General features: G+C 44.1%; 38 protein-coding genes, 1 pseudogene and 1 riboswitch. Of the genes and pseudogenes, 5 read left to right on the top strand and 34 right to left on the bottom strand.

All coding sequences use genetic code 11. The features are described 5' to 3' along the window. Window positions 1-8 precede the first annotated feature (8 nt). The 21 genes from NYE43_RS14335 to NYE43_RS14435 form a co-directional block, all read right to left on the bottom strand. The gene (locus NYE43_RS14335; RefSeq protein ID WP_341062153.1) at window positions 9-818 is read right to left on the bottom strand and encodes a DNA adenine methylase; all 810 of its coding nucleotides are present in this window, start codon (window positions 816-818) and stop codon (window positions 9-11) included. Window positions 819-821: 3 nt separating this feature from the next. Further along, window positions 822-1,079 (bottom strand): hypothetical protein, encoded by a 258-nt coding sequence (locus NYE43_RS14340; RefSeq protein ID WP_341062154.1) that lies wholly within the window; start codon window positions 1,077-1,079, stop codon window positions 822-824. Beyond that, window positions 1,076-1,303, bottom strand: a complete 228-nt coding sequence (locus tag NYE43_RS14345; protein WP_251233572.1) for a hypothetical protein — start codon at window positions 1,301-1,303, stop codon at window positions 1,076-1,078. Before NYE43_RS14345 ends, NYE43_RS14340 begins: the two co-directional genes overlap by 4 nt. Then, window positions 1,300-1,584 carry a hypothetical protein gene (locus NYE43_RS14350; RefSeq protein ID WP_341062155.1) on the bottom strand — a complete coding sequence of 95 codons (285 nt, stop codon included), beginning with the start codon at window positions 1,582-1,584 and terminating at the stop codon, window positions 1,300-1,302. Before NYE43_RS14350 ends, NYE43_RS14345 begins: the two co-directional genes overlap by 4 nt. 32 nt (window positions 1,585-1,616) lie before the next feature. Then, window positions 1,617-1,823, bottom strand: coding sequence for an XtrA/YqaO family protein (locus tag NYE43_RS14355; protein ID WP_341062156.1), 207 nt, complete (start codon window positions 1,821-1,823; stop codon window positions 1,617-1,619). Between the two features lie 87 nt (window positions 1,824-1,910). Next, window positions 1,911-2,078 carry a hypothetical protein gene (locus tag NYE43_RS14360; RefSeq protein ID WP_341062157.1) on the bottom strand — a complete coding sequence of 56 codons (168 nt, stop codon included), beginning with the start codon at window positions 2,076-2,078 and terminating at the stop codon, window positions 1,911-1,913. A 119-nt stretch (window positions 2,079-2,197) separates the two neighbouring features. Then, window positions 2,198-2,656, bottom strand: a complete 459-nt coding sequence (locus NYE43_RS14365; protein WP_341062158.1) for a DUF1064 domain-containing protein — start codon at window positions 2,654-2,656, stop codon at window positions 2,198-2,200. Further along, window positions 2,643-3,068, bottom strand: a complete 426-nt coding sequence (locus tag NYE43_RS14370) for a hypothetical protein (RefSeq protein ID WP_341062159.1) — start codon at window positions 3,066-3,068, stop codon at window positions 2,643-2,645. The genes NYE43_RS14365 and NYE43_RS14370 overlap by 14 nt, the downstream gene beginning before the upstream one ends. A gap of 96 nt (window positions 3,069-3,164) precedes the next feature. Continuing rightward, entirely contained in the window at window positions 3,165-3,308 is a 144-nt protein-coding gene (locus NYE43_RS14375; RefSeq protein ID WP_164914259.1) for a hypothetical protein, read from the bottom strand. Further along, entirely contained in the window at window positions 3,305-4,243 is a 939-nt protein-coding gene (locus tag NYE43_RS14380) for an ATP-binding protein (protein WP_341062160.1), read from the bottom strand. The genes NYE43_RS14375 and NYE43_RS14380 overlap by 4 nt, the downstream gene beginning before the upstream one ends. Then, a complete protein-coding gene (locus tag NYE43_RS14385) occupies window positions 4,128-4,826 on the bottom strand; it encodes a DnaD domain protein (RefSeq protein ID WP_341062161.1) in 699 nt (232 codons plus the stop codon). The genes NYE43_RS14380 and NYE43_RS14385 overlap by 116 nt, the downstream gene beginning before the upstream one ends. A 195-nt stretch (window positions 4,827-5,021) precedes the next feature. Continuing rightward, window positions 5,022-5,819 (bottom strand): PD-(D/E)XK nuclease-like domain-containing protein, encoded by a 798-nt coding sequence (locus NYE43_RS14390; RefSeq protein WP_341062162.1) that lies wholly within the window; start codon window positions 5,817-5,819, stop codon window positions 5,022-5,024. Next, window positions 5,779-6,696, bottom strand: a complete 918-nt coding sequence (locus NYE43_RS14395; protein WP_341062163.1) for a hypothetical protein — start codon at window positions 6,694-6,696, stop codon at window positions 5,779-5,781. Before NYE43_RS14395 ends, NYE43_RS14390 begins: the two co-directional genes overlap by 41 nt. Further along, entirely contained in the window at window positions 6,693-6,884 is a 192-nt protein-coding gene (locus NYE43_RS14400) for a hypothetical protein (protein ID WP_341062164.1), read from the bottom strand. Before NYE43_RS14400 ends, NYE43_RS14395 begins: the two co-directional genes overlap by 4 nt. Continuing rightward, window positions 6,877-7,110 carry a hypothetical protein gene (locus NYE43_RS14405; RefSeq protein WP_268284792.1) on the bottom strand — a complete coding sequence of 78 codons (234 nt, stop codon included), beginning with the start codon at window positions 7,108-7,110 and terminating at the stop codon, window positions 6,877-6,879. Before NYE43_RS14405 ends, NYE43_RS14400 begins: the two co-directional genes overlap by 8 nt. 101 nt (window positions 7,111-7,211) lie before the next feature. Beyond that, the gene (locus NYE43_RS14410; RefSeq protein ID WP_341062165.1) at window positions 7,212-7,409 is read right to left on the bottom strand and encodes a YqaI family protein; all 198 of its coding nucleotides are present in this window, start codon (window positions 7,407-7,409) and stop codon (window positions 7,212-7,214) included. Window positions 7,410-7,583: 174 nt separating this feature from the next. After that, window positions 7,584-7,841 carry a YqaH family protein gene (locus tag NYE43_RS14415; RefSeq protein ID WP_072565177.1) on the bottom strand — a complete coding sequence of 86 codons (258 nt, stop codon included), beginning with the start codon at window positions 7,839-7,841 and terminating at the stop codon, window positions 7,584-7,586. Further along, complete coding sequence (locus NYE43_RS14420) at window positions 7,838-8,407, bottom strand: helix-turn-helix domain-containing protein (protein WP_341062166.1); 570 nt, start codon at window positions 8,405-8,407, stop codon at window positions 7,838-7,840. Before NYE43_RS14420 ends, NYE43_RS14415 begins: the two co-directional genes overlap by 4 nt. Window positions 8,408-8,463: 56 nt before the next feature. After that, window positions 8,464-9,210 (bottom strand): Rha family transcriptional regulator, encoded by a 747-nt coding sequence (locus NYE43_RS14425; protein WP_341062167.1) that lies wholly within the window; start codon window positions 9,208-9,210, stop codon window positions 8,464-8,466. A 45-nt stretch (window positions 9,211-9,255) separates the two neighbouring features. After that, entirely contained in the window at window positions 9,256-9,396 is a 141-nt protein-coding gene (locus NYE43_RS14430) for a hypothetical protein (protein WP_017696669.1), read from the bottom strand. A gap of 53 nt (window positions 9,397-9,449) precedes the next feature. Further along, the gene (locus NYE43_RS14435; RefSeq protein WP_326251662.1) at window positions 9,450-9,680 is read right to left on the bottom strand and encodes a helix-turn-helix transcriptional regulator; all 231 of its coding nucleotides are present in this window, start codon (window positions 9,678-9,680) and stop codon (window positions 9,450-9,452) included. Window positions 9,681-9,947: 267 nt separating this feature from the next. Here NYE43_RS14435 and NYE43_RS14440 point away from each other — a divergent pair, with 267 nt between their 5' ends. The 4 genes from NYE43_RS14440 (at window position 9,948) to NYE43_RS14455 (ending at window position 12,135) form a co-directional block, all read left to right on the top strand. Then, entirely contained in the window at window positions 9,948-10,328 is a 381-nt protein-coding gene (locus NYE43_RS14440; protein ID WP_268432935.1) for a helix-turn-helix domain-containing protein, read from the top strand. 311 nt (window positions 10,329-10,639) lie between these two features. Then, the gene (locus tag NYE43_RS14445; protein ID WP_341062168.1) at window positions 10,640-11,161 is read left to right on the top strand and encodes a hypothetical protein; all 522 of its coding nucleotides are present in this window, start codon (window positions 10,640-10,642) and stop codon (window positions 11,159-11,161) included. Between the two features lie 11 nt (window positions 11,162-11,172). Next, on the top strand, window positions 11,173-11,520 hold the full coding sequence (locus tag NYE43_RS14450) for a DUF4064 domain-containing protein (RefSeq protein ID WP_341062169.1): 348 nt from the start codon (window positions 11,173-11,175) through the stop codon (window positions 11,518-11,520). Between the two features lie 138 nt (window positions 11,521-11,658). After that, a complete protein-coding gene (locus tag NYE43_RS14455; RefSeq protein ID WP_341062170.1) occupies window positions 11,659-12,135 on the top strand; it encodes an ImmA/IrrE family metallo-endopeptidase in 477 nt (158 codons plus the stop codon). A 41-nt stretch (window positions 12,136-12,176) separates the two neighbouring features. Here the strand turns inward: NYE43_RS14455 and gerE are convergent. The 5 genes and pseudogenes from gerE to sdhC form a co-directional block, all read right to left on the bottom strand. Continuing rightward, window positions 12,177-12,329, bottom strand: a pseudogene (gerE, locus tag NYE43_RS14460) (spore germination transcription factor GerE); the annotation flags it as partial. A gap of 115 nt (window positions 12,330-12,444) precedes the next feature. Next, a complete protein-coding gene (locus tag NYE43_RS14465) occupies window positions 12,445-12,888 on the bottom strand; it encodes an acyl-CoA thioesterase (RefSeq protein WP_103671725.1) in 444 nt (147 codons plus the stop codon). A gap of 59 nt (window positions 12,889-12,947) precedes the next feature. Then, entirely contained in the window at window positions 12,948-13,709 is a 762-nt protein-coding gene (gene sdhB / locus NYE43_RS14470) for a succinate dehydrogenase iron-sulfur subunit (protein ID WP_024122397.1), read from the bottom strand. A 2-nt stretch (window positions 13,710-13,711) separates the two neighbouring features. Then, the gene (gene sdhA, locus NYE43_RS14475; RefSeq protein ID WP_024122398.1) at window positions 13,712-15,472 is read right to left on the bottom strand and encodes a succinate dehydrogenase flavoprotein subunit; all 1,761 of its coding nucleotides are present in this window, start codon (window positions 15,470-15,472) and stop codon (window positions 13,712-13,714) included. 33 nt (window positions 15,473-15,505) lie between these two features. Further along, the gene (gene sdhC / locus NYE43_RS14480; RefSeq protein WP_003237652.1) at window positions 15,506-16,114 is read right to left on the bottom strand and encodes a succinate dehydrogenase cytochrome B558; all 609 of its coding nucleotides are present in this window, start codon (window positions 16,112-16,114) and stop codon (window positions 15,506-15,508) included. Between the two features lie 292 nt (window positions 16,115-16,406). On the opposite strand from sdhC, the gene NYE43_RS14485 reads away from it, so the two are divergent. After that, window positions 16,407-16,853 carry a YslB family protein gene (locus tag NYE43_RS14485; RefSeq protein WP_010335208.1) on the top strand — a complete coding sequence of 149 codons (447 nt, stop codon included), beginning with the start codon at window positions 16,407-16,409 and terminating at the stop codon, window positions 16,851-16,853. Window positions 16,854-16,894: 41 nt separating this feature from the next. Here NYE43_RS14485 and NYE43_RS14490 read toward each other — a convergent pair whose 3' ends face one another. The 8 genes from NYE43_RS14490 to fadR all read right to left on the bottom strand — a co-directional run bounded on the left by NYE43_RS14490 (window position 16,895) and on the right by fadR (window position 25,892). Next, window positions 16,895-18,127, bottom strand: a complete 1,233-nt coding sequence (locus tag NYE43_RS14490) for an aspartate kinase (protein ID WP_341062171.1) — start codon at window positions 18,125-18,127, stop codon at window positions 16,895-16,897. 125 nt (window positions 18,128-18,252) lie between these two features. Continuing rightward, a riboswitch (Lysine riboswitch) is annotated at window positions 18,253-18,432 on the bottom strand. 64 nt (window positions 18,433-18,496) lie between these two features. After that, the gene (uvrC, locus tag NYE43_RS14495; protein WP_024122401.1) at window positions 18,497-20,269 is read right to left on the bottom strand and encodes an excinuclease ABC subunit UvrC; all 1,773 of its coding nucleotides are present in this window, start codon (window positions 20,267-20,269) and stop codon (window positions 18,497-18,499) included. A gap of 135 nt (window positions 20,270-20,404) precedes the next feature. Continuing rightward, window positions 20,405-20,719 (bottom strand): thioredoxin, encoded by a 315-nt coding sequence (gene trxA, locus NYE43_RS14500; RefSeq protein ID WP_003222500.1) that lies wholly within the window; start codon window positions 20,717-20,719, stop codon window positions 20,405-20,407. Window positions 20,720-21,024: 305 nt separating this feature from the next. Beyond that, window positions 21,025-22,512, bottom strand: a complete 1,488-nt coding sequence (locus NYE43_RS14505; RefSeq protein WP_341062172.1) for an alpha-N-arabinofuranosidase — start codon at window positions 22,510-22,512, stop codon at window positions 21,025-21,027. A gap of 203 nt (window positions 22,513-22,715) precedes the next feature. Beyond that, entirely contained in the window at window positions 22,716-23,693 is a 978-nt protein-coding gene (locus NYE43_RS14510) for an electron transfer flavoprotein subunit alpha/FixB family protein (RefSeq protein ID WP_024122403.1), read from the bottom strand. 35 nt (window positions 23,694-23,728) lie between these two features. Further along, window positions 23,729-24,502: an electron transfer flavoprotein subunit beta gene (gene etfB / locus NYE43_RS14515; RefSeq protein ID WP_024122404.1), complete on the bottom strand. Its 774-nt coding sequence runs from the start codon at window positions 24,500-24,502 to the stop codon at window positions 23,729-23,731. Window positions 24,503-24,516: 14 nt separating this feature from the next. Then, entirely contained in the window at window positions 24,517-25,293 is a 777-nt protein-coding gene (locus tag NYE43_RS14520) for an enoyl-CoA hydratase (RefSeq protein ID WP_341062173.1), read from the bottom strand. A 14-nt stretch (window positions 25,294-25,307) separates the two neighbouring features. Further along, the gene (fadR, locus tag NYE43_RS14525; RefSeq protein ID WP_014477593.1) at window positions 25,308-25,892 is read right to left on the bottom strand and encodes a fatty acid metabolism transcriptional regulator FadR; all 585 of its coding nucleotides are present in this window, start codon (window positions 25,890-25,892) and stop codon (window positions 25,308-25,310) included. Between the last annotated feature and the right edge of the window lie 66 nt (window positions 25,893-25,958).

The following is a 25,958-nucleotide window of genomic DNA, read 5'->3' on the forward strand; positions in this document are numbered from 1 at the left end:
GTGTTCTCCTAATCAAATAAACTAAGCTGAGTGATTTTATAATTGAAGAGCAACATTTCTTCGGCCCCTCGGTCTTTTCCGGATCCGCCAACTACCTGCTTGTACGCTGAAAAGGTTTCTGTCGCCCAATTTGGGTAGATCTCGAGTATTAACGGATCATCGTAGTAAGAGAGGATCACTTTACCTTTGACCTGATTTAACAGCCGGGCCAGTTCCCGGTGATCATCTTCCGTGAAGCCGCCAGCGTAAAACTTCTCACGACCAACATATGGAGGATCAACATAAAACAAAGTATCAGGGCTATCGTATTTCTCAATGATGTTGCGAAAATCCTTACATTCGATCATGACGCCCTTCATTCGGTTAGCAAAGGACTGGAAGGCAGTACAGGCGCTTATGTATCCGCCCGCTGGGTTCTGGCCGCTTTGCGTGCTGTGTCTCCATCCAGTCTGTGGTACATTCTCCGCGTTCCCCTTACTTATGCCGGAACGATTCATGTAAAACCACCTGACAGCACGATCAAAGTCATTTGACGGGTAGTCCTCAGTTTTCCATTTCTCATAGAGCGCCCGACTGTATGGAATAGATTCGCATGCCTTTTGCATCGCTTTTGGATCCTTCCTGACTTGCATCAAGAAATTAACTACATGACCGTCGATATCGTTATATACCTCATGTCCCATTTTCGGTTTATTAGCAATTACATGGGCTGCCCCGCCAAAAGGCTCAACGTACACCTTATGGGCAGGCATTTTATTTATGATGTGTTCGGCATATTTGGCTTTTCCACCGAACCAGATTAAAGGTGATCTCGCCATGCCTTAACCCCCTATCCCCGGCAGAACCGCGATTGCAAAGAATAAAACCAAAACCATCGCCCCAATGAGCCAGCCATTTGTCTTATCACGCTTCACAATGATTGTTTCATCACCGATCATTTTCAGATCGTCTGACTTTGCCACAAGCACCGGTATGTAATCTGGATGCACTTTCAAATATTCCGCCGCCTGCTCAACTGTCATTGCTTCGTCTTTCGTGGCTTTGACTGCCCGCTGCAGCTCAACTTGTAAAGGGATCATTCTTCTTCCCCCTCGCAAAAGCATTCGCTTTCTTCATGTCCGCACTCTTCGCAAATTCTTTCAACTTGCCACCCCTCAAAATGATAGTGAGGCAATGAAAAGTATTCCTTATGGCAACTCGTGCATGTTACAATTCCGTCACTGTCTGAATCCCAATTAGAGTAGGAATCTTCTTCTGTGTAATCGCAGTACGGGCAAGTTTGTTTATCTGATAACTCATTCATTCCGCATCACCCTCCAATTCATTTTGGGCAACTGTTATCGCGAAATTGAGATTGGTAATGATCTTCTCCAATGCCTGTTTGTATCGGCTACTTTGCCCGCTTAGATGCTGAATGTCCTTTTGAGCCTGCCGGAATTGATGTACCGTTACTTCCTGCTGACGTTTGTTTTCCTCGATGATTTCCTGCTGCTTAACAGACAGTTCAGCTTGCTCAATAAGCCAAGCAATTTCATTCTGCGGAATGTATGTCAGTTTTTTAAGACGTTCAATTCTCTCTTTCATGTCCGTTCCTCCCCCGCAGGGGAAAGCCCCTGCTATTTGAATTTGTGGCCGATCTTATAATCTAAACGAGACAGACCACCCTTAATTGTTTGAATGATTGTTTCTCCATGTTCTGGGGCATCAAGGACATGTGCAGTGCCCTCGTTCCCATCTAAAATAAGAATCTGTATTTTGCCCGGCTTAATTGCCTGTTCAATTGTTATATCTTTGCTTAAATTAATTTCTTGTGGTTTGTTCACCTAGCGCGCCCCCTGTGCATGTGCTATGATAGAAGTACCAGTTCATATCAGAGCATCGGGGCTAACGCTTCGGTGCTTTTTTTGTGTTTAATAGTGATCCGGTTTCCATCCGGCCATTGTGAATGTTGGCGATGGTTTCAATTCCTCCCGGTAAACGATCGGATGTTTTTTCACGTATTCCGCCAGCTGTTCCGGCGTCATATTCCATTCTTCAACCGGTCCTGGCTTGTAAGGATTGATGCTTTGCTGTTCCATGGTATCTGCCTCCTGAATTGATTTTGGGAATTTCCGTGCCGCCGAGCTTCTTGCAATCAGAACCCATTCGGCTGGCGCATGCCTTAAACTGAGAGCAACGTGTCATACAGGCCATGAGCTTATCTTCTTCCTGCACCCACAACGGCCGATCGTCTGCGATTACCACGTTTAACAGTGGACTTTCCCGCCTTTCTTTTGAGTTTTTTCAGCTCGTCCAGCTCGATGAAGCCGAGTGACTTATCCAGAGCCAGCACCTTGAGTGGTGTATCGTAAAGCCGCTCATACAACTTGCGCTTGATGGCAAATTCCTTTGTTTCCACGCCCTTGATGTCAATGATCTCGATGCTGCCGTCCAAATTATGAACCTCAAAGTCTGCAATATATTCAATCTTCCGAAAAGTTTTGCTGTTCTTTTTGAATGCCTCTTGTAGCAGGAACCGTGGCTGCAGCTTAAAATCTTTGATCTGCTTGCTCACCTTGAGCCATTTCAGGTGCTCATAGTATTTGGCTTCAGCCCGGCTGTCGAACGTGATGCCGTCCATCTGTGTTTTTCTGGCACCGTACTTATTTGCTGGCATGTGATGTCTCCGTCCATTCATCAAAACTGTAGGCGTAATCAATGCTTTCAATGAAACCGATCTCCTTCGCTTTCTGACGGATTTTCATACATCCTTCATAGCTGTAAGCCCATATTTCTTTATAATCCCTCAGTTCGCCGCATTTCCCTGTTATGATGAACTTTCTAAAGCTGTTGACCAGTTGCCACATATTGCCCCCATGCGAAAAGCCGTTTGGACTCCCGTATCCCATTTCATACGGATAAACGTCATCACCCGTGTAATCATCAACGAAGAACAGTTTTTTCTTAAACCTGAAATACGCTATACGATCCTTTGACTTGCGGTAGAATGTACGATGATCAATGCTTGCAATAAGCTTTATCAGATCATTAATATTGTTCATGCGTTTTATTTGCTCTGCACTTGGCATTATTCTCCTTACCTCCCGTCATTCTCTTCCCATTGCTGAATTTGCTTTTCTTTCGCTGGCGCCGTCAGTATGATGGCTGGCAGCAGGATCACCGCTTTAAGCACTGCGCATCAGCTCCATTTGTCTGATCTTTTCCTCAAGCACCCGGATAGCCGGTGTGAGGTCCTTGCCGCCCTTTTGTTCAGCAGGCCCGAACAAATACATTCCCTTGGATCCATTAACGTTCGTTTTCTCATTCAATCCCAATCACCCAATCTATGATTTAATTCCATCCGATCTCCCTGAATGATCACCGTGTAGTATTTGCACATCTGGTGAATCCGAGAGCCCAGCGCCTCGTCAACGTCAAGTAGTTCGTCCGTTGTGAGCTCAGAAGAGATCAGCAGAGGCTTATGGTTCAGGTAGCGATAATTCACAACTGACTGGATCTGTTCGACTTGCCATTCAGTTGCCCGGGGCTTCCCGCTTACTGGCTTGAATAAGTCATCAATGAACAACACATCCACTTTCCGCATGGCGTCAAGCTTTGTTTCCAGCTGGTCAAAGTCATTTTTCAGATCACTCATGCCCTCAACGTAAGGGAAGTACATGCAATGAATCGATTTCTTCTTAATGAGGTTGTTCATGATGGCCGTTAACAGATGCGTTTTGCCGCTGCCCGGTTGTCCCAGCAGAGCAATGCTGTTGGCACGCTCTCCCTTGATCTTTTCAAAGTCTTTGAAGTATTCGACCGCGCATTCATAGGCATCTTTGATCATTTGAGGCTTGCCGTCTAATTTGAAGTTGCCGAATAGCAGCTTTTCAAATTCCTCAGTAATGCCGCTGGCTGCCATGAGCCGCGCTATTTTCTTTCGTTTCACACACTCACATTGCTTGGAATACGTTGTTTTCCATTCCCTGGCCTTATCCGGCGTGCAAACCTTGCCAGAAAGAAAGTCATCTTCCGGTACCATGCTCTCAGGCACTAATAGATCAAGCTGTTTGTCTAAATTCCATTTTGTATCCTTGTGAACCCGGTAAATCACAACGCCGCGATCCTTACACTCGGAGCATTCATACTCAACCTTTTCTTCTGATCCGGCCTGTTGCGTTTCCCAAGAACGCGATTTTGCTTGAAGACCCTTCATCATTGCTTGGAACGCTGTGTCTATGCTGACTGCTTTGTTTATAGCCATTCTGTTGTTTCTCCTTTCTCTTTTGGCTGAACGGGTTGGACAGGATCGCCTCAATGTAGTTCAGGCCAACGTTGCTGCCTTTATTTCTGAAAGCTAGTTTCATTGCTTCCATGACCTTCTCTTCGCCGTAATCATCCACCATGTAGCCGATTCTTTGTGCCTCAATGGAGCCGATAGAACGAGCGACCTTATTTTCAAATAGCTCAAAAGCGTTTTTCATTTTGGGATCAACCTCCTGCGTTTCTTTTGATGCTGGTGCAGGTTCCGGAACAGGCTTTTCAGATGGTTCCTGCTCCGATACAGGCGTTTCAAAAGAGATCATCCTGTATTGCCCTGCCTTCCTACCCTGCGGCTTATATTCAATTCTTTTAAGATCAATCAGCATTTTTCGGTGTTTGATCAACGTGTTTTCGGAAATCTCAATCTTTGCTTGCAAAGTGGTATTTGAAGTGGTGAACCACTCCCGCCACCCCGCTTTATTGTTGATGTGCAAAAGATGAAACCATAATGCTTGAGTTGTAGCAGACAACGGATTCGTTTCTAGCCAATTCATGAAGCCATTCATTTCTTTCAGGTAGTTCATGGCTCACCTACTTCCTTTCGCACAGTGCTGTCAAAGCTTTGAAGTCTATTTCAACTAATCTCAAAGTCGGTTCATTTCTCTTGAGATAGTCAGTAACATATCGGGTGTACAAGTCTTTTCGCATATCTCGTCGGACCGTCTTCACAAGCCAGAAATAACAATGAGGGATAGGGACTTTGATCACTGCCCTTTCCATCAACTAACCAACTCCGAAAAATGTATAATGCTGTTCAGTTGATTAGTGGCACGGCAATACTTGCACTTTTCGCACCGTTCTGGCTTCTCCCCGCCGTATTTAACCTGAATAATGCGTTCCATTCTCTTTTCAATTTCTTCGAGCTCTACTTCCATTCGGCCCTCGTCTATATTGATAACCGCTTTGTCCGGTGGGTCTTCTTTCGACACTCCAACGATCAGGGGTTCAAGCCATTCGCTACGTCCGGTCATCCGTTTTTCAATTTCTGCGTAAAGCGCCATCTGAGCGATGTATCCGTATGCCTCAACAAAAGAGCAATATCCTATTTCCGGGTCCCAAACCCTTTCACGTAATGACCGTGCTGTTTTCAAATCGGAGAAACGTCCGCCAGCTGGGTTGTATACGTCCAGCTTTCCTTTCCACGGAACACCGAACAATTCAGCAGTTACGATGACTTCCTTGTCACCTTGTAGAACGAACATACAGAGATCGTCTTGTTGAATTGCCTCAATCATCAGATCAGCTAACTGATACTGCTTGTACAGCTGGCCTTTTTGAGTAAATAGCGAAGGTGTATTCCTCTTGAATTCATCAAAGGCCTGTTCTCCCTCAAGCCAGGCATGAACGTATTGGCCGAAGAGAAGGGCCTCCGACGTGGGGGGCGTCCACTCTCCGTTAATCTTTGCCATCGTTGCTGCCTCACATTGCAGAAAGCTTTTATATTGAGAGTTTGACATGTAGTGTCTATCAATCTCGTTAGAGTAATAGTTCTCCTTGTTCAGCGCCGGTATCCGCATTAGCAGGATCACCCGCCTTTTCTTTGCTATCAGCAAGCTTGTCAGCTTGTTCTTTTTGCTTTTTGAATTCTTCCTCAGCCTTTGATTTAGTTGGGCCTGTCGTCTTGATATTGAAGTAATCTTCTTTCTTCGCCATACCATCACGTAAAGATGTATAAATGCGGCCAATCTTTAAAAAGTCTTGTTCTGTAAAGGCATCGACGTTACTGCCGATGTATTCTTCAATCATTTCTTTGGTGATCCCGAATTCTTTTTTGAATGTTGATAAAGCATTTCTGAGCCGATCTTCCAATGGTTCTTTATGGCCGTTTATTAACGTTTTCTGGCACATATCAACTGCAGCGTCAACGATATCGCCAGGAATCACTCCAAGTATGCAGGAACGTAGTCGACGGGCTCCTTGATTGGCAACCATTTCGTAAATATCCCTAGCGTCATTAAGCTTTGTAACTGTACCTTTTGCCTTTTTCTCATGCTTCACAGTGAATATTTTGGTTTGCCGTGTATTCGTTTCGAGGTCCCAAGCATACGCCATGACAGAGGATTCTCCGGCTTTTTGCTCGAGCTCCATAATTCCGTAATCAATGTTGCCCCAATTCTGCGCCAATGCCTCAGCCAATCGGATTGACGGACCAGATACCTTTGTCCCGCCGCGGGGATATTCATACACCGCATTCTCAGCTAACAATCTTCGTTCGCATGCTTTTTTTATCCGATCAAACGCCGCATATACGTCCCGCGGGAATTTCTTTGCAATAACCATAGCCGCCTGTACTTCTTGCGCTTGACGGCTTACCATTGCTTCTGTAGTCACACTGGATGCCTGCTGAGGGGCCGGCATGTAATCTGAGTAATCTACCTGTGATAATCCATTCATTGTGCTTCTGCCACCTTTCTTTTGTATGCTTCCGCGCCAAGACGTTGCCATTCCTGATAGTGGTCCATAGAAGGGAAACTAAACTGCGCTTTACCGTTTTTAGCGAATACAATTGAACCGCCAACCTGTCTTAAACGTTGCTGATCCTCCGCACGCTCACTGAATGCCACTTTAACTGCTTTAGGCATCGACAGAACCCCCTTTTATTTCCCGGATCTCAAAATTGACTACCTCTGATGATCTGAACCACCAAATACCGCCCTTGTGACCTAAAAATGTATTATTTGATAAATCAGTTTGAACTAATGCTGCAACCTCTTCAGTTGAAGATCCTTTATATTCCCTTTGATAAGCATCAGCTTCTTCTCCTAATACAACTGATGTATAAAATGTCACCAAGTATTTTTTATCCATGTCTAATACCTCCATTGATTTTTATGGGGCGTTTTGGTATAATTAAGTAATCAATAAATTGCAAAACGCCTTACTGAGTCCACTTGCCAGAGTGGGCTTTTTTATTGCTCATTTTTAAATTTGAAGCCAAGCTGCTGCTTTAAGTAACGATCAAGATTCTCTCTCAAAATCAAAGTGCCGCAGTCAATCACATAGTCATCAACTGGTGTTACTTCATCCCCGAAAAAATCCTTTTTTGTTTCTGGCTCAGTCAGTCTGTCGTGCCAGTTGTTTAGAATCATTGGGTTCTCGACTTCCATTTTCCTCAGCTCCTTCTTTTGCTTTAGCAAGTTCAGCAAGACTGTCGATTGCATTTTCTAAAGAGTAAAATTCCTTATGCAGAATGCTCACAGCTCCTTTGATATCTTCCTCTGAATATGCCGCCTTTTGGGCATGTCGCAAGAAGCTTGCCGCGAGCTCAAATTTTCTGAGATTCATCCCAAACACCTACTTATCACTGCCAAATTGATGCCCCGCTGTTGCATTTTCATAGCTGTTTCATACAACCGCCCTTTATTAGCCAGTCGGCTGATATCCTCAGTAAGAACTTTGATACTCCCGGCGAGACTGATTGCCTCTTCATAATCACCATCACGTAATGCCTCTGAAAGCATAATAGAGAGCTCTTCCGCTGATTCGATTTTTCTTTTAGCTGAATCTACATCTGTCTTTAAAAATTGATTGGTTTTCATACTAATACCGCCTTCCTTTCTTCTTGTTTTGCCATTGCAACCCGATCCATTAATGCTTTGCGAGTCCACCTGTCAGCCAGTTCTTGCATATTCAGTCCATGACTCCGCACTAACGAATAAATCAGCGTTTTATTTGCTGGAATCAGATCAAATATTTGTTTGATGTCCCCCATAGGTATGTCATCTGACCTTCCGGGCCGATCATTTGCCAGCCAACGCGCCAGATGTTTTGTGGCTTGCAATGCTTCTTCGAGCTGATGAATCATATTAATAACCGCGCTGCTTGCGCTCTCATTTAATGCCGGATCAATAGGCGCCGCTGCTGTCGGATGAAGCTTAAACAAGAAATGTACGAGATCAATATGTTCATAGGCCCCGCAAGCTTCAAACCACTTGATACACAGATCAGGCGTTAGAGGAAAAATACCGTTTTCGACATTGGAGACATACGATTGATCTCTATTACCGATCACCTTGCCAATTTGATACTGCGACAATCCCGCCCTTTTGCGTTCTCGCCTGAGAATGCTTGGTAAATTGTCCATATTGTATGGATTGTTCGACATATGTTTGCCCCCTGATATATTTAGTTTTAACTGGTAAAATTTAAGTAATGAAGGAACTAGCTGGCTTGCTGTTTTTTCAGCTTATTGATGATGAAGGCTTGTCCCTTCGGAGTGATGCGCATTGTCAGCCAGGATTTCGGCGTCCCGTTTACTTGGCGCACCCCCTGTGCGATCTCAAAGAAACCTCGCTCGATGTATTCCTGGTATGGCTCATTCTTGTTGGCCATGATCATCTTCCATTCGCGCAGCTTCTGGAACAATCGCTTTTCACCAATCATGATGCCGTTTTTCGAAGCAAGCTTTGCCAGTTCTCTCACAAGCAATGATTTTTCAGCTGCCATGCAACTCTGTGCAAAGTTGACCAATGGTTCTTGAATTTTCAATGTTTGTTCAAGTCTCTGCCGTTCTTCCTGTTCGCTAATCCATCGCTTTGCCCGGCTGACTGGATCTTCGATCATGTAGGACGGTTCATTTAATTGTTGAATGTAATCTTTCATTCTCTTGAACTCGTTAATAAATCGTATTTTCATTTTCATGGCTTCTGGCGTTACATAAGCCATGACAACCAATGTGAATGCATCTTCCGTCAAATTGTATTTGCGATATTCTCGGCCGCGTCCATTCTCATAAGTTGACTCCGCAAAGTTGTGGAGTGAGAATTCCTTTTCGCCGGCTTGTTGAATTTTTTCAATTTGAACTTCGATGTCTCGCAGAACTGTGTCGTGACGTTTTCCGAATACCTCAGCCACTGTCAGGCTGTCTGTTACGGCTTGGTTGCCTTCAATAAAAACAATTTGTTTCATGCTGTTACCTCCTTGCTTGTCCACCAAAAAAGGTGAAGCAGAATATTAAGCGTGAAGCCTTAATTCTTTTTTAGAAGTGAAGTACGGCTCAAGAGCTTTACGGAAGCATTCTTCTCTGTCCATCGTTCCGTAATATTCTTTGCCCATCTTGATGTTTGTTGTTTTTTTCTTAGTTTGTTTCGCCATGTGATCACCTCACGTCAGTGTATTCGTGTTGGACGGTTGGACTAACCAAGAAATTAAGCAGAATGTGCACTTTGTCGCTTTTCGCTACATTCACTATCAAAAAAAAGAGCCCAATCAAACTCCAAAACTTCGGAGATTTTTTTTGCCACTTGAACGCTAGGTCTCCTCACCCCAGATTCAATTTGGCTGTAGTAAGGTCTTTTTATATCTGCCCGATTAGCAACCTCTTCTTGGGTCATTTCTGCTTTGGTTCGAATATGGAGCAACCAAGTACGTTGTTTCACTTCCGCACCTCCTTTGTAGCGTTTCGCTACGTGTTGGTTTCATTATACTGTAGCTTTACGCTACAAATCAACACCTTTTTGTACTTTTTTGCAACATTTTTTCATTGTAGCATTTTGCTACGTTATAATACTCAATGTACCTGAATGTCCCTAAATGTCCCTGAGTGGGCCTTTATGCGCCTGAGTGTGCCTGAATAGGAATAAAGCGCACTCTGTAGGAAGATAAGGAATCATTTAAAATCTTTTACATAGAAAGTGGGAGGGAAAATGCTAGGCGATCGCTTAAAAGAGCTTAGAGAATCCAGGAAACTCACTCAAGATAAATTGGCTGAAATTCTAGGGATTTCACGAGGCACTTACGCTCATTACGAGATAAATAAAAGAAAACCTGATTATGACATGCTAATAAAGCTTGCTGACTATTATGGAGTAACAACTGATTTTCTCTTAAGGGGAGAAAGTCAGGAGGCTCAAGATAAAATCTTCAACGAAGAAGCAAGAAGGATTCTTGAAGATCCTGATACTCTGGTAGCTGCTGCTGATGGAAAGATAACAGCTTCAATTTTAGAAGCAGCTCAAAGAATAATCGCTGAGCAATTAAAATCAGGTAGACAACCCGGAGATATAAAAAACGGGAACAAAAAATAATTACATAACGATCTCTTTATCTTTATTTATTATTATTGTTTAGTTTAGTTTAATTAATGCTGAACACTTCGCCTCAAAATTTGAGGTAAACTATTCAGTTAAAACCATTTCAACCTCAATTTTTGAGGTGATCCTTGAGGTCACTTTTGCATTCAACCGCAAATTTTGAGGTGATCTGTTAAGTGAATTCACCATCTTATCCCCGTTAATTTTATGAATGTATTAACATATTTGGCAAAATCCTCTTGAATTTTTGACAGTTTTAGCCGATTATTAATAGGTATTCTAATTTATGAACTGGGGGAATTAGGTTGAAAAAGTGGTTCGTTTTATTCATGTCTTTGGGACTGGCACTTGCGTTAGCAGCATGTAGCTCGACAGATGATGTCTCTACAGGGAGTAGTGATTCAAAAGACAAAAAAACTGAAGAGACTAAAGATGACGGTTCTAAAAAAGTCGATGCGAGCAAACAATCTGCTGAAGCTCTGGGAATGAAAGTTAACCTGGGCGATGTAAAGATCATGAAAGACAAGATAAATGTTGGTATAAATATTGAAAACACTACTGACAAGGTTCTGACTTTCTATCCAGACCAAGGAAATGCAGTAATTGGTAGCATGCAATTATCAGCAAACATGTTCTTGACTGATGGAGAAGTTGGCGGTGAAGTTCAAGGTGGCGTTAAACAAGAAGGAGTTCTTGAGTTTACAGCTCCTGATGGAAAAGAAATTGGTGTAGATAGCGTTAAAGAAATCAAATTGAACTTCGGTGATGTTACAACTGATGACTTCATGAATACTAAAGCAGTAACAATCAAAGTACCAGTTAAGTAAGGAGAATTGAAATGAAAAGAACAACTGAATTTGTTTTAGGTCTGATTGGTGGAATTTTTGGATTTATTGGAGCCTTTTTGGCGTTAATCGTTGGTGGACTTGATGCCTCTTTTAACTCATCTGGCACAAGCGATATTATCGGTTTAGGTTGGGGCGCTATCTTCCTCTCCATTCTTGGTATTATTGCTTCTGTAATTGTTAGAAAGAAAGGAAAACTAGGTGGAATTTTACTCATCATTTCCGGTGTCGGTGGCATAATTTGTATTTCTTTATTCTACTTACTGCCTGCTGTACTTCTTATTATCCCTGGTATCATGGGACTCGTTAGAAAAGACAAATCTCAGACAACAGCAGCGTAACGAAGAGCCCTTTGAAGGGCTTTTCTTTCACACTAAAACAGAACATACGTTTGTTTACCTTCAATAAAATAGCTGGTAAGATACAATAAAGCCCATGATAAAAGTCACATCTTTGGTTATTTAAGGGAGGTTTCATCTTTGAGATATACTAACAGCCATTTAGAAGATTGGATTGAACAGCTTTACAGGGAGATCAATATTACAAAGCCACATGAGATTAATTTCGATAGGATTGCTCAGGCCTTGGACATCTTAATTGTTTACAATCCAGATACGAGCTTTGCTTTGCGATTCAATGGTATGTATACAATTATTTTAGATTCACGAAAGACACGACAGGAACAGTGGCTGGATTTTGCTCATGAAGTTTGCCATGATTTTAGACACATGAACGATGATAAGATCATGCCCCCTTCGTGGAAACGTTATTTAGAGTACCAGGCCAATTATTTTGCTTATCACTTTTGTATACCTACTTTCATGCTCCGAGCAATGGGCATCCCCCATAATCAATACGACGCAGCTCAAGTCATTGCCGATGCCTTCAAGGTTCCAGCAACATTTGCAATGACCCGCATCAATATGTACTTCAATAAAAAACGACTCATCATATAAAAAAAGAGCCTATAAAGGGCTCTTAGTTTGCGACCGATATGCATACCATTTGAAATATGGTTTCGAACGGTTTTCTCACTGATAAATAGCTCGCTTGCAATCTCCTTTGTTGTCTTATCTTGAACGAGCAATTCGAACACTTCTCTTTCTCTTTTCGTTAGCAGCGGCTTCGATTGAAATTCTTTCTCCTTCAAGTATTGTAACCCTCCTTGCTAAGGTGAGAGCGAATCTGAAACGAATGGGTTTTGATATAGTCAAGATATCATATGTCAGGAGGGCGCAGGAGGTGACGTTTACAGAAGAATTAGTTTATGGTGTATGGAGAAGCTTTTCTTTCTCCTCATTCGTCCAGCTGACAGCCTTTCCGCTTTCCTTTGACACTTGAACCATGACAACGGCTCCGGTGAAGCAAGGCTCCCCTACGCTGTTTTCTCCGAGGTAATGCAAGGTGAGGGATGAACTGCCGACAGCGCTTGTTTTTACATAAATACGCAAGTCTTCATAAGGCATAACTTGGCGCAGATAATCACATTGCTGACTGGCGACGACTGTCATGGTTTGCTTATGTTGTTTCATCATATTCAGATTTTTAAAATAAGATATCCTCGCTTCTTCAAAATAGATGAAAGGGATTACATTATTCATATGCCCAAACATATCTGTTTCAGAAAATCGTACAGATACTTCATTAAAAAAAGAAAAGGATTCTTTCCATTTTTGAAACGGCATGTCAATGTAAGCAGGAAGCTTCATTTCACTCATCTCCTTATTGTTAAAAAAACCTCTCCCATGCGGAAGAGGTTTTTTCATCCTTATACTCTGTCGCTTCCGAAGAAATTGCGGAATGCTTGTAAGTTTGTATCCCTGTTTAGAGCAGCGATAGAAGTGGTAAGCGGAATGCCTTTCGGACAGGATTGAACGCAGTTTTGCGAGTTGCCGCAATCTGCAAGGCCTCCTTCATCCATCAGCGCTTCCAGCCGATCGGATTTGTTCATGGCTCCTGTCGGATGGGCGTTAAACAGACGGACCTGAGACATCGGAGCAGGCCCCATGAATTTCGATTTGCTGTTTACATTCGGGCAGGCTTCCAGGCAGACACCGCACGTCATGCATTTTGATAATTCATATGCCCACTGGCGGCGTTTTTCCGGCATTCTCGGTCCCGGTCCTAAATCGTACGTGCCGTCGATCGGTATCCACGCTTTTACTTTTTTCAGAGAATTAAACATTCTGCTGCGGTCAACCTGCAGATCACGCACGACCGGGAATGTTTTCATCGGTTTTAAGCGGATCGGCTGTTCAAGCTGGTCAACAAGCGCCGTACAAGACTGGCGGGGCTTTCCGTTTATAACCATTGAACATGCGCCGCATACTTCTTCAAGACAGTTCATATCCCATGTGACAGGAGTTGTCTTTTCACCTTTCACGTTAACCGGATTCCGGCGGATTTCCATTAAAGCCGAAATGACGTTCAGGTTCGGGCGGTATGGTATTTCAAATTCTTCATCGTAAGGCGTGCTGTCGGGTGTATCTTGACGTGTGATAATAAATCGTATGGTCTTTTTCTCACTCATGATTATTTCGCCACCTTCTTCTTCGAGTAATCCCGTTTCCGAGGCGTTATCAGTGATACATCGACATCCTGATACTCAAACTCAGGCGCTTCATACGGGCTTACATGTTTAGCCATTGTTGTTTTGAGCCATTCATCATCATTACGCTCAGGGAAATCCGGTTTATAATGGGCGCCCCTGCTTTCATTACGGTTGTAAGCACCCAGTGTAATCACCCTGGCAAGCTGAAGCATGTTTGAAAGCTGGCGTGTAAACATAGCTCCCTGGTTGCTCCATTTTGTCGTGTCATTGATGTTAATCTTTTTATACCGCTCCATTAACTCCTGAATTTTGTCATCTGTTTTCAACAGCTTGTCGTTATGGCGGACAACCGTCACATTCGCCGTCATCCATTCCCCGAGCTCTCTATGGAGGACGTATGCATTTTCGTTTCCGTCCATATTCATGATCTCAGCCCATTTTTCTTCTTCTTTTTTCACGTGGGCATCGAATATCGATGAAGACATATCCTCTGCGGAAGATTCTAAGCCGTTTACATATTTAACCGCATTCGGTCCGGCTACCATTCCTCCGTAAATCGCGGAGAGCAGGGAGTTTGCTCCCAAGCGGTTGCCGCCGTGCATGGAGTAATCACATTCTCCAGCGGCAAACAGTCCCGGAATATTTGTCATTTGATCGTAGTCCACCCATAAGCCGCCCATTGAATAATGAACCGCAGGGAAGATTTTCATCGGAAGTTTGCGCGGGTCGTCTCCCATAAACTTCTCATAAATTTCAATGATGCCGCCGAGCTTAATATCAAGCTCTTTTGGATCTTTATGAGACAGATCGAGATACACCATGTTCTCGCCGTTGATGCCGAGTTTCTGATTCACACACACATCAAATATTTCGCGTGTCGCAATATCACGCGGCACCAAGTTTCCATATGCAGGATATTTCTCCTCAAGGAAATACCACGGTTTACCGTCTTTGTATGTCCACACACGTCCGCCTTCACCGCGCGCCGATTCACTCATCAGCCTTAATTTATCATCCCCCGGTATGGCTGTCGGGTGGATCTGAATGAATTCTCCATTTGCATAATACGCTCCCTGCTGATAAACGATCGATGCAGCAGACCCTGTATTAATCATGGAGTTTGTGGATTTACCGAAAATGATTCCCGGTCCGCCTGTCGCCATAATGACAGCGTCAGAACGGAAGGATTCAATTTGCATGTTTGTCAGGTTTTGCGCGACAATACCGCGGCAGGTTCTGTCATCATCTAATATAGCGCCAAGGAATTCCCAGCCTTCGTATTTTGTGACCAGACCGGCAACCTCGTATCTGCGCACTTGCTCGTCCAAAGCGTAAAGCAGCTGCTGGCCAGTCGTCGCACCTGCATAAGCTGTTCTGTGGTGCTGTGTACCCCCAAATCGGCGGAAATCAAGCAGCCCCTCAGGCGTCCGGTTAAACATGACGCCCATCCGGTCTAATAAGTGGATGATTGATGGCGCCGCTTCACACATCGCCTTAACCGGCGGCTGATTGGCAAGAAAGTCTCCCCCGTATACAGTATCGTCAAAATGTTCCCACGGAGAGTCGCCTTCCCCTTTTGTATTGACTGCTCCGTTGATGCCGCCTTGGGCACAAACCGAATGAGAACGTTTCACAGGAACGATGGAAAACAGCTTAACCGCCATTCCTGATTCCGCTGCTTTGATTGTCGCCATGAGGCCGGCAAGACCCCCGCCGACTACAATAATGCTTGTTTGACTCATGATAGCCCCTCTCCCTCTAGTAATCTAGTACTCTTATACAAATGCAAAAATCGCTTTTAAGCCTACGTATGACAGTGCAACAAAGATAATCAGCGTAACGTACGTCGAAATTCTTTGAGAACGTGGCGTTACAGTGATGCCCCACGTGACAGCAAAAGACCATAAACCGTTCGAGAAGTGGAAAATTGTCGATAAAACACCTACAATGTAAAAGCCCAGCATAGCCGGCGAGCTCAAGATATTCGCCATCATGTCGAAATTGACCTCAGCGCCCATCTGTGCAGCAATGCGGGTTTCCCACACATGCCAGCTCACAAAAATGAGAGTGATGATACCGGTTACACGCTGCAGGACGAAGAGCCAGTTTCGCATATAGCTATATTGTCCTGCGTTATTTTTCGCAGTAAACGCTATGTACACACCATAAACTGCATGATAAATTAAAGGTAAGAAGATAATAAAGATTTCCAGAGCATACCTGAAAGGCAGACTATCCATAAAATGAGCAGCATTATTGAATGCTTCCGCGCCCCTTGCGGCAAACTGGTTGACGACCAAATGCTGAATCAAAAAGATGCCGACCGGTATGACGCCAAGCAAGGAATGCAATCTTCGAAAATAAAACTCTCTGTTCCCAGACATTACTTTACCCCCTGTTTGATAAGTGCGAAATGTGCTAAATCTCTTCCCCCACTTCTTTCAATTGTAAGCACTTTATTAAGATTTATTGACAATTTCATTTTACTCCTACCACAAAAGGGCGTCAAGAAAACGCGTACATAAATTCTAATTTTCCGAATTGATTAGTTGATTCAAAAATTTTATTTTATCAATATATAATTCTTTCTTAATTTTTCATGAGAATTACAGGATCATTCTGTAATCCTCCCCCCTGTTTGGGCTATAATATACGAAGGAGAGAGGGGAGACAGATATGAAGTCTAAATATGAAGCATCAATACATAATCTAAAAGAAATTGAAATGAACGCCTATGCCTATGAACTGATACGAGAGATTGTTCTCCCAGACATGCTTGGCCAAGATTACTCTTCCATGATGTATTGGGCAGGGAAACATCTCGCCCGAAAGTTTCCTCTTGAATCATGGGAAGAATTTCCGGCTTTCTTTGAAGAAGCAGGCTGGGGAACCCTCACAAACGTTAGCGCAAAGAAACAGGAGCTAGAATTCGAGCTTGAAGGACAGATCATTTCCAATCGGCTAAAATATCAGAAAGAACCTTGCTTTCAGCTGGAAGCTGGCTTCATCGCCGAGCAAATTCAATTGATGAATGATCAGATTGCCGAATCATACGAACAAGTAAAAAAGAGAGCCGATAAAGTGGTTCTGACTGTTAAATGGGATATGAAAGACCCTGTTTAATGAAAAAGGCGGTGACTGCATGAGTCCCGCCTTTTTGGTTGTCATGACACAGCTGAAGGATGTTTCGAGAGCTCGAATGCATCGTGCAGTGCTTCCACCGCTTTTACCATGTCATTTTCGCTCACTACTGTTGAAACTTTGATTTCAGATGTGCTGACCATTTTGATTAATATGTTTTTTTCCGCCAGTACAGCAAACATTTCAGCCGCTACACCAGGGTTTGATACCATGCCTGATCCGACAATGGATACTTTGGCCAATTTGCTTTCTGTCTCGATTTTTTCGAATTCCAGCGCGTCTTTGTACTCTTCAAGTACGGCAACAGCCTGATCCGCGTCTTCGGATTTAACAGAGAAGGAAATTCCGGTCTCATGGTCTCCCGCCTGCGTTTGAATAATGATATCCACGTTAATGTTTCTTTTTGCAAGAGTTGTAAAAATAGTAGACAAAGTGGTCAGGCCGCTTGTCAGCCCGTAGATGGTTACCCTTGTGATTTGATCTTCGAACGCGATGCCTCTGACGATAAGATTCTGCTCCATGGACGATTCCTCCTCAATTAATGTTCCCGCTTCTGTTTCTGTACTTGAACGCACTTCTAACGGCACTTGGTGATTTTTCGCGAATTCAACCGCTCTCGGATGTAGAACACCGGCGCCTAAATTGGCAAGCTCCAGCATTTCATCGTAAGAGATGCCGGCAAGCTTTCTCGCTGATTTCACGTAGCGCGGATCGGTTGTAAACACGCCGGGCACGTCCGTATAAATATCACATTTATCCGCTTTTAATGCGGCAGCCAAAGCCACTGCTGTTGTGTCTGAACCGCCTCTGCCCAATGTCGTGATTTCACTGTCGTCTGTCATGCCTTGAAACCCTGCCACAACAACGACTTTTCCTTCCTGAAGCTGGCCTTCTAACACGGATGTGTTCATCTCCGTAATTCTGGCGTTGCCATGGACGGCCTCCGTGCGGATCCCCGCCTGCCATCCTGTATAGGAAACGGCGTCATAGCCTTTTTCCTGCAGCGCCATGGAAAGCAAGGAAATGGTGACCTGCTCGCCTGTTGCCAGCAGCATATCCATTTCACGTTTGCTCGGCTGATCAGTGATGTCTTTTGCAAGGCTGACCAATGCGTCAGTGGATTTCCCCATAGCTGATACGACAACAACGACTTGATGGCCTTTCTGTTTTTCCGCAATGACACGGTTTGCTGCATTTTGAATTTTTTCGACTGAGCCGACGGAAGTACCACCGAATTTTTGTACAATGAGACCCATGTATAACCACCCTTTACATTTTGGTTCGTGCGGGTGAGGAGAAAGAGCGCTTTGTCCACAATAAAAAAAGCAATGAGAGGAATTGCTCTCATTGCTTATCAATTAATCATCAAGATGATTATGAACAACGAGATAGCCCTCCAAGAAAATGATTTCTTGACAGCCTTACATTTATTCAATGCACGGCCAGCAAATAATACCGATGGGGTTTTATTTGCTTCGGCGACGCTCCCCTTTCAGCCTTTTTCTCAGAATCCATCTTTCTCCAAAGGCTTACTCTTGAAGTTCGCACCTCTATCTTCACCATATTACACGATCTAATTATGAAATTAGTTCACATTTTATCAGAACTTTTTCAAAAGGACAACATTATTTTTGCAATTTATCATAAAGCAGCTGTGCCGCCGCTGCGGGTACACCCGCTTTTTTGATGTCCTCGAGGCTTGCTTCCTTCATTTTTTTGACGGAACCGAAATGCTTTAACAGCATTTTCTTTCTTTTTTCTCCGATTCCGGGTATATCGTCTAGCACAGACTGGAACGCGCTTTTCCCGCGGATTTGCCTGTGGAAGCTGATCGCAAACCGGTGCACCTCATCCTGAATGCGCTGAAGCAGGTAAAATTCCTGGCTGTTTCGTTCAAGATAAACCGTCTCCAGCGGATCGCCGATTAATAAATTGGAGGTTCTGTGTTTATCATCCTTCGCCAAGCCTGCAATCGGGATATCCAAGCCCAGTTCGTTTTCTATGACGTCACGGGCCGCGTTGATCTGGCCTTTCCCTCCGTCTATAATGATCAGGTCAGGGAGCGGCAGGTTTTCGCGAAGCACTCTTGTATATCTTCGTCTGACAACCTCTCTCATTGAGCCGTAATCATCAGGCCCTGTGACAGTTTTGATTTTGTATTTGCGGTATTCCTTTTTGTATGGTTTGCCGTCGATGAACACAATCATCGCCGAAACCGGGTTTGTCCCTTGTATATTCGAGTTATCGAACGCTTCGATTCTGTGCGGGGTATAAATATTTAAGGCGTCTCCGAGTTTCTGCACAGCACCGATTGAACGCTCCTCGTCACGTTCGATTAAAGAGAATTTTTCTTTAAGCGCGATTTTTGCGTTTTTATGTGCCAGCATAAGCAATTCTTTCTTCGACCCTTTTTTCGGCTGATGGACGTTTGTTTCCAACAGCTGCTCAATCATCGATTGATCGACGCTGTCCGGCACTAAAATCTCCTTCGGCAGAAAATGGTTGTTTTTTGAATAAAACTGCCCGATGAAGGTAAGGAACTCTTCATCTGCTTCCTGATAAAGCGGAAACATGCTGACGTCACGTTCGATGAGCTTTCCTTGCCGTACAAAAAAGACCTGTACGCACATCCAGCCTTTATCATAAGCGTAAGCGAATACGTCACGGTCGACTAAGTCGTTCATCGTCATTTTTTGTTTTTCCATCGTTGATTCGATATGGGCAATTTGGTCACGAAGCTCCTTTGCCCGTTCAAATTCAAGGTTCTCAGCCGCCTCAAGCATTTTCTCTTCAAGCTCTTTTTTAACGTCGTTATAGCCGCCCTTTAAGAAACGGGTAATATTCTCAACCAGCTCTCTGTTTGTCTCTTCAGAAATGTCCTTTACACACGGAGCAAGACATTGTCCGAGGTGATAATAAAGACACACTCTGTCGGGGAGCTTTGAGCATTTTCTGAGAGGATAGAGACGGTCGAGCAGCTTTTTCGTCTCCCTTGCGGCCTGCACATTCGGATACGGTCCGAAATAGCGCCCTTTGTCTTTTTTGACATTGCGGGTGACAATCAGCCTTGGGTGGCGTTCATGGGTGAGTTTTATAAAAGGATAGGTTTTATCATCTTTCAGCATGACGTTATATTTCGGATCATGCTTTTTGATCAAGTTCATTTCTAAAATAAGCGCTTCAAGATTGGAGGACGTCACGATATATTCAAAATCCTCGATTTCCGTCACAAGCCTCTGTGTTTTTGCGTCATGAGACCCGGTAAAGTAGGAGCGCACTCTGTTTTTCAGCACTTTTGCTTTTCCTACGTAGATCACTGTCTGCTGACGGTCCTTCATTAAATAACACCCGGGCTGATCGGGAAGGAGGGCGAGTTTTTCTTTCAGTTGTTTGTTCATATGCTACCCTTCCTTATAGTTAGTCCTTTGTTTCCAGTTTAACACGAACAGGTGTTTTTCTCCATGGTTCACGATTGGCGAATAAAAAAAGCGATCCCTCAATTGGAATCGCTCTGGCATGTAAGCAGCCGAACATTAAAGATGTTTGTTTACAAGCTCTTGAAGCGCTTCTTTCGGTTTGAAGCCTACAGATGTTTCAACAACTTCTCCATCTTTTAAGACAAGAAGTGTCGGGATGCTCATAACGCCGTATTTGCCTGCTGTTTCTTGGTTCTCATCTACATCGATTTTTACGATTTTCAGTTTGTCGCCCATTTCTTGATCCAATTCTTCAAGAACAGGTGCAATCATTTTACAAGGTCCGCACCAAGGGGCCCAGAAATCAGCCAGTACGACGCCTTCGCTTGTTTCAGCTGAGAAAGATTGATCAGTTGCTTTTACGATAGCCATTATTGAATTCCTCCAATTGTGAAATGATGATTTTTAGTATAGCATCTCCCATTCGTTCACGCTATTTAAATGCTTATAAATTATTTTTTCCTGATCACAATCGGTTTACTCATAGAATGGGGCATTAAAACACGAATCTGATAATCGCTCCGATCACCACGATTGCGCCGATGATCATTAAAATTGTACGAAGCATAGGACAACATCCCTTCTATAACCGTCATATACTTTACCATGCCCTTTTGGAGCTGTTTCAAAACAAAAAAGAGCGCTGTCCTCTAGTGGATCGGCGCTCCTATTTTTGGTTAAGAATCAGTCCGTAATGTGAGTAAGACAACTGCCATTGGCGGCAGCTTTGCTTTCAATTTGTTTTTATTTACAGAATAACGGCTGAACGATTCAGGTTTTACGTGCTCCGGATCATCAAACGTGTTATGGGCGTTCATCTTTTCAGCAGTCAGGATAACGCCGGAATGATCCACAGTCTTGTCAAGACCTCTCAGCTCGATCTCCACCTCTGCTTTATTTTGATGATCAATGTTACAGATGCTGACGTTTATATCGCCCTCAGCATTTCTTGATGCTGACACACTGATTTGAGGCAGCGTTTCTCCCTTCCATTCATAGTCAGCGGACGTTGTTTCAGTATCTAAAAGAGAGGCATCCTGATGTACCTTAAACATATCAAACACATGGTATGTCGGCGTTAATAGCATCCGTTCTCCATCAGTCAGAATCATAGCTTGAAGCACGTTTACCGTCTGTGCGATGTTGGTCATTTGCACCCGGCGGCAATGCTGATGGAAAATGTGAAAGTGAGAAGCTGCGACCAGCGCGTCACGAATCGTGTTTTGCTGATATAAAAAGCCTGGGTTTGTTCCTGGCTCAGGGTCAAACCATGTGCCCCATTCGTCAATAATCAGTCCGACCCGCTGTTCCGGATCATACCGGTCCATAATTGTGCCGTGTTTTTCAATCAATTCATCAATGTATTTGGCCTTTTTCATCGTGATGAACCATTCGTCCTCTGTAAATTCTGTGGCCGATCCTTTGCCCTTCCAGAAATCTCCCGGAATCGTGTAGTAATGAAGGCTTAGCCCATCCATCAGGCCAGCGGCTTTTTTCATGAGCACGTCCGTCCAATTAAAATCATCGACGTTTGCACCGCCGGCAATTTTATAAATTTCATTGCCGCTGTAATTGCGGACATACGTTTGAAAACGGCGGTATAGATCGGCATAGTACTCAGGGTGCATGTTGCCGCCGCAGCCCCAATTTTCATTGCCCACCCCAAAGTATTTCAGCTTCCAAGGCTCTTCTTTTCCGTTTTGTTTTCTCCAATCCGACATTGGCGTGCCTTCTTTAAAGGTCATATATTCGATCCATTCCGCCATTTCCTGAACTGTTCCGCTTCCTACATTGCCGCAAATGTAAGGTTCGCACTCAAGCAGCTCGCACAGCATCATAAATTCATGTGTACCGAATTCATTCGATTCAACTGTACCGCCCCAGTGAGTATTGAGCATCGTCTTGCGGTCACCCACACCATTAGCCCAATGATATTCATCCGCAAAGCAGCCTCCCGGCCATCGGAGGACAGGAATACGCAGCTGTTTCAGCGCTTCTAACACATCTTTTCTTATACCGTTTATATGAGGAATGCTTGATTCCGTTCCGACCCAAATCCCTTCATAAATCCCTCTTCCTAAATGCTCAGCAAAATGACCGTATATATTTTTGTTGATCGTTCCTTTTACAATATCCGTTTGAATCACTGCTGTATGTTCAGACATGCTTGATCATTCCTTTCATAAATATGAAAAGCACCACAGTCAAATATAGGATCTGTGTTTTGTCTGAGGAGCCAGCATGAATGTAAGCGCTTTTAAAGTAACCTTATTATATATGTCCGTACATGTCAACGACTTTTTTTATTGCTAAATATTTGTACGTATGTATTCAAAAACCCCGAACTTTTGCAGTCCGGGGCTTCCCTTTATGAGTGAATATTCAGCTGTTTGAATTCTTCAGTCAGTAATGGGACGACTTCAAATAAATCTCCTACAATACCGTAATCAGCTATTTTAAAAATATCGGCTTCAGGATCTTTATTGATGGCGACAATTACCTTGCTGTTGGACATCCCCGCCAAATGCTGAATGGCACCGGAAATTCCGCAGGCGATATACAAATCAGGAGTCACAACTTTTCCGGTCTGTCCGATTTGAAGAGCATAGTCACAATAATCAGCGTCACACGCCCCGCGTGAAGCGCCGACTGCTGCGCCCAGCACCTCGGCAAGCTCCTGCAGCGGCTGAAAGCCTTCCTTGCTTTTTACACCGCGGCCGCCCGCAACAATGATTTTCGCTTCAGAGAGATCAACGCCGTCCGCTGTTTTTTTGACGATCTCTTGTATGACGGTACGGAGATCCGTAAGGGAAACTTCGATGCTTTCAATGCTGCCTGCCCGGCTGGCGTCTTTTTCTAACGCTTGAATGTTGTTTGGACGAATCGTCACAAGCGTCATCGGATCCGTTGAAATGACACGTTCAAATGCCTTCCCTGAGTAAATCGGTCTTGTGAAAACAACGTTCTCTCCGGTAACGCTTACATCTGTAGCGTCAGAAATCAATCCCGTTTGGAGCCGGGCTGCAAGCTTCGGCGACAGATCCTTCCCCATTGCAGTGTGTCCGCATACGACCGCATCAGGTTTCTCCTTTTCAATAATGGTTCGCATCACTTGGCTGTATCCGTCTGCCGTATATGCCTTGAGCTTTGGGTCCTCAGCTGTGAGAACTTTGTCTGCACCGTAGTGGATAAGCTCCTCTGCATGCTGTGATACGTTTTCTCCTATAAGAACACCGATCACTTCTCCATCACCTGAAATGGTTCTTCCAGCGGAGATCGCTTCAAAGGTGACATTTCGCAGTTCTCCGTCACGAATTTCTCCGAGTACGATCACTTTTTTTCCCATCCTAACATCCCCCTGTTTCTTTGAATGTGCAAGCGCTAAATGACTTTCGCCTCGCTGCGGAGCAATGATACGAGCTCTTTTGCCTGTTCGGCAGGCTCACCTTGCAGAAGCTTTCCGGCTTCTTTTTTCGGAGGCAGAAAACGTTCAATTGTTTTCATTTTTGGTTCAGCATCTTCTTCATCCAAGTCCAGATCATCCAGCTCAAGCTCTTCAAGCGGTTTTTTCTTGGCTTTCATGATCCCCGGAAGCGATGGGTAGCGCGGTTCATTTAAGCCTTGCTGAGCTGTGACCAGCAAAGGAAGAGTCGTTTTGATTTTTTCAACATCCCCTTCAACGTCCCTTTCCGCTTCTGCGTCACTTCCATTGATGTCAAGTTTGGTGATCGTCGTGATGCACGGAATGTCCAAAAGCTCTGCCAGGCGAGGCGCCACTTGTCCTGAGCCTCCATCGATCGCGACATTTCCTCCGAGAATAAGGTCAAACTCCTGATCCTTCATATAGTGGTATAAAACTTGAGAAATGGAATACTGGTCGGGTTCTTCGAGATCATCTTCTATGTTGATTAAAACGGCTTGGTCACATCCCATGGCAAGCGCTGTACGCAGCTCCTTTTCCGCTTCTTCGCCGCCGACAGTAACAACGGTGATGGTGCCGCCGTGTTTTTCCTTCAGCTGAATAGCTTCTTCAATCGCGTATTCATCGTACGGATTGATAATCCATTCAGCCCCGTCATCCTGAATCTTCCCTGCGTCAATGACGATTTTTTCTTCTGTGTCAAACGTCCGTTTCATCAGTACAAATAGATTCATGATCATATCCCCTTTTATTCGCCTTTGAACTGAGGCTTTCTTTTTTCGAGAAATGCCTGAATGCCTTCCTTGGCGTCCTCCGACTCAAACGCTTCTCCAAACCGCTTTGCTTCAAGCTTTAAGCTGCCTTCATAGGAATACACCTTGTTTGTATAGAGAAGCTCAAGCAGAGACGCCATCGTTTGCGGGCTTTTTTCTGCAAATTTACCAGCAAGCGTTTTCGCTTTTTCAAGCACTTCTGCTTCATCTTTTGCTCCGATTGTCACAAGTCCGAGGTCAAGCGCTTCTTTCCCCGATATCGGTTCTCCTGATCCAATGAGCTCCAATGCTTTTGCTGTACCAACGTATCGCGGGAGCCGCTGTGTACCTGCAAAACCGGGAATAATACCGAGGTTAAGCTCAGGAAGCCCCAGTTTGGCATCTTCTGCCGCAATTCTGATATGGCAGGCCATTGCAAGCTCCAGCCCGCCGCCGAGGGCAGCTCCGTAAATCGCTGCGATAATCGGTTTTGGAAAGCTCTCCATTCTCTCCATCAGCTGCTGGCCGCGTTCAGCCAGCATTGAGGAATCCTCACTGTTTCTCAGTGATGTAAATTCTTTGATATCAGCGCCTGCGGAGAAGAACCTTCCTTCCCCGTGTATAATAATGCACCGCACGCCGGCATCTGTCTCACACTGATCAAGACAGGAGGACAGCTCTTCTAATATCCGGCTGGAAAGCGCGTTTGCCGGCGGATTGTGAATCGTCATAACTGCAACAAATTGATCAACTGCGAGTGATATTGCATTCATAGGACAGAACTCCTTTACTTATTGTGAATTCCGGATACCAGTAATTCTAAAACACTGTCTGACAAAGCAGCCAGATCATACTTTTGATCATTCATCACCCAGGTCGTCACGGTTTCGTCAATCGTTCCAAAAATCATTTGCCGGGCGAGGCGGACATCGAGGCCTTCTTTTAACTCGCCTGATTGTATTCCTTCCGTCAGAATGCCGTCTAAAATATTTAAGTAGCCCTTTAATATTTCATTAATTTTCTGCCGCAGCTCCAAATTGGATTGGCGGAGCTCAAGCTGAGTGACAATGGCGAGGTTATGGTCGCCCGCCAAAAGTGAGAAATGCTTTGAAATCACGAGCGCCAATTTTTCTTTTGCTGTTGCCTTTTCTTTTATGTCCTCTTCCATCCGCTCAATGAATTGGCCCATTTTTTCTTTAAACAGAGAAATTAAAATGTCTTCTTTATTTTTAAAATAAAGATAGATGGTGCCGTCCGCTACTCCGGCTTGTTTGGCGATTTTAGATACCTGTGACTGGTGGTAGCCGTTTTCCGCAATTACTTCAACTGCTGCATCAATAATCTGCATATACTTTGGCCGTTTTTGCTTCAATTTTCATCGTTCCTTCCTATAGAAATGAATGACTATTCATTCATAATTTTATGATAAGAAGGATTT

It is taken from the genome of Bacillus sp. FSL R5-0434, from assembly GCF_038004745.1.
Taxonomy (GTDB): domain Bacteria; phylum Bacillota; class Bacilli; order Bacillales; family Bacillaceae; genus Bacillus; species Bacillus halotolerans.

Coding starts and splice junctions, on each gene's coding strand:
- sdhA (WP_024122398.1), bottom strand. CDS start 15,472: ATGAGTCAAACAAGCATTATTGTAGTCGGCGGGGGTCTTGCCGGCCTC.
- etfB (WP_024122404.1), bottom strand. CDS start 24,502: ATGAATCTATTTGTACTGATGAAACGGACGTTTGACACAGAAGAAAAA.
- NYE43_RS14380 (WP_341062160.1), bottom strand. CDS start 4,243: ATGGCTATAAACAAAGCAGTCAGCATAGACACAGCGTTCCAAGCAATG.
- NYE43_RS14430 (WP_017696669.1), bottom strand. CDS start 9,396: ATGGCGAAACAAACTAAGAAAAAAACAACAAACATCAAGATGGGCAAA.
- NYE43_RS14465 (WP_103671725.1), bottom strand. CDS start 12,888: ATGAAGCTTCCTGCTTACATTGACATGCCGTTTCAAAAATGGAAAGAA.
- NYE43_RS14405 (WP_268284792.1), bottom strand. CDS start 7,110: ATGGATAAAAAATACTTGGTGACATTTTATACATCAGTTGTATTAGGA.
- NYE43_RS14345 (WP_251233572.1), bottom strand. CDS start 1,303: ATGAATGAGTTATCAGATAAACAAACTTGCCCGTACTGCGATTACACA.
- NYE43_RS14440 (WP_268432935.1), top strand. CDS start 9,948: ATGCTAGGCGATCGCTTAAAAGAGCTTAGAGAATCCAGGAAACTCACT.
- NYE43_RS14410 (WP_341062165.1), bottom strand. CDS start 7,409: ATGGAAGTCGAGAACCCAATGATTCTAAACAACTGGCACGACAGACTG.
- NYE43_RS14370 (WP_341062159.1), bottom strand. CDS start 3,068: ATGCCAAGTGCAGAGCAAATAAAACGCATGAACAATATTAATGATCTG.
- NYE43_RS14510 (WP_024122403.1), bottom strand. CDS start 23,693: ATGGGAAAAAAAGTGATCGTACTCGGAGAAATTCGTGACGGAGAACTG.
- uvrC (WP_024122401.1), bottom strand. CDS start 20,269: ATGAACAAACAACTGAAAGAAAAACTCGCCCTCCTTCCCGATCAGCCC.
- NYE43_RS14350 (WP_341062155.1), bottom strand. CDS start 1,584: ATGAAAGAGAGAATTGAACGTCTTAAAAAACTGACATACATTCCGCAG.
- NYE43_RS14450 (WP_341062169.1), top strand. CDS start 11,173: ATGAAAAGAACAACTGAATTTGTTTTAGGTCTGATTGGTGGAATTTTT.
- NYE43_RS14340 (WP_341062154.1), bottom strand. CDS start 1,079: ATGATCCCTTTACAAGTTGAGCTGCAGCGGGCAGTCAAAGCCACGAAA.
- NYE43_RS14335 (WP_341062153.1), bottom strand. CDS start 818: ATGGCGAGATCACCTTTAATCTGGTTCGGTGGAAAAGCCAAATATGCC.
- trxA (WP_003222500.1), bottom strand. CDS start 20,719: ATGGCTATCGTAAAAGCAACTGATCAATCTTTCTCAGCTGAAACAAGC.
- sdhB (WP_024122397.1), bottom strand. CDS start 13,709: ATGAGTGAGAAAAAGACCATACGATTTATTATCACACGTCAAGATACA.
- NYE43_RS14390 (WP_341062162.1), bottom strand. CDS start 5,819: ATGCGGATACCGGCGCTGAACAAGGAGAACTATTACTCTAACGAGATT.
- NYE43_RS14490 (WP_341062171.1), bottom strand. CDS start 18,127: ATGGGTCTCATTGTACAAAAATTCGGTGGTACTTCCGTCGGCTCAGTC.
- NYE43_RS14415 (WP_072565177.1), bottom strand. CDS start 7,841: ATGAAAACCAATCAATTTTTAAAGACAGATGTAGATTCAGCTAAAAGA.
- NYE43_RS14395 (WP_341062163.1), bottom strand. CDS start 6,696: ATGAATGGATTATCACAGGTAGATTACTCAGATTACATGCCGGCCCCT.
- NYE43_RS14420 (WP_341062166.1), bottom strand. CDS start 8,407: ATGTCGAACAATCCATACAATATGGACAATTTACCAAGCATTCTCAGG.
- NYE43_RS14360 (WP_341062157.1), bottom strand. CDS start 2,078: ATGGAACAGCAAAGCATCAATCCTTACAAGCCAGGACCGGTTGAAGAA.
- NYE43_RS14385 (WP_341062161.1), bottom strand. CDS start 4,826: ATGAACTACCTGAAAGAAATGAATGGCTTCATGAATTGGCTAGAAACG.
- NYE43_RS14365 (WP_341062158.1), bottom strand. CDS start 2,656: ATGCCAGCAAATAAGTACGGTGCCAGAAAAACACAGATGGACGGCATC.
- sdhC (WP_003237652.1), bottom strand. CDS start 16,114: ATGTCTGGGAACAGAGAGTTTTATTTTCGAAGATTGCATTCCTTGCTT.
- NYE43_RS14485 (WP_010335208.1), top strand. CDS start 16,407: ATGAAGTCTAAATATGAAGCATCAATACATAATCTAAAAGAAATTGAA.
- NYE43_RS14425 (WP_341062167.1), bottom strand. CDS start 9,210: ATGAAACAAATTGTTTTTATTGAAGGCAACCAAGCCGTAACAGACAGC.
- NYE43_RS14520 (WP_341062173.1), bottom strand. CDS start 25,293: ATGAATGCAATATCACTCGCAGTTGATCAATTTGTTGCAGTTATGACG.
- NYE43_RS14505 (WP_341062172.1), bottom strand. CDS start 22,512: ATGTCTGAACATACAGCAGTGATTCAAACGGATATTGTAAAAGGAACG.
- NYE43_RS14400 (WP_341062164.1), bottom strand. CDS start 6,884: ATGCCTAAAGCAGTTAAAGTGGCATTCAGTGAGCGTGCGGAGGATCAG.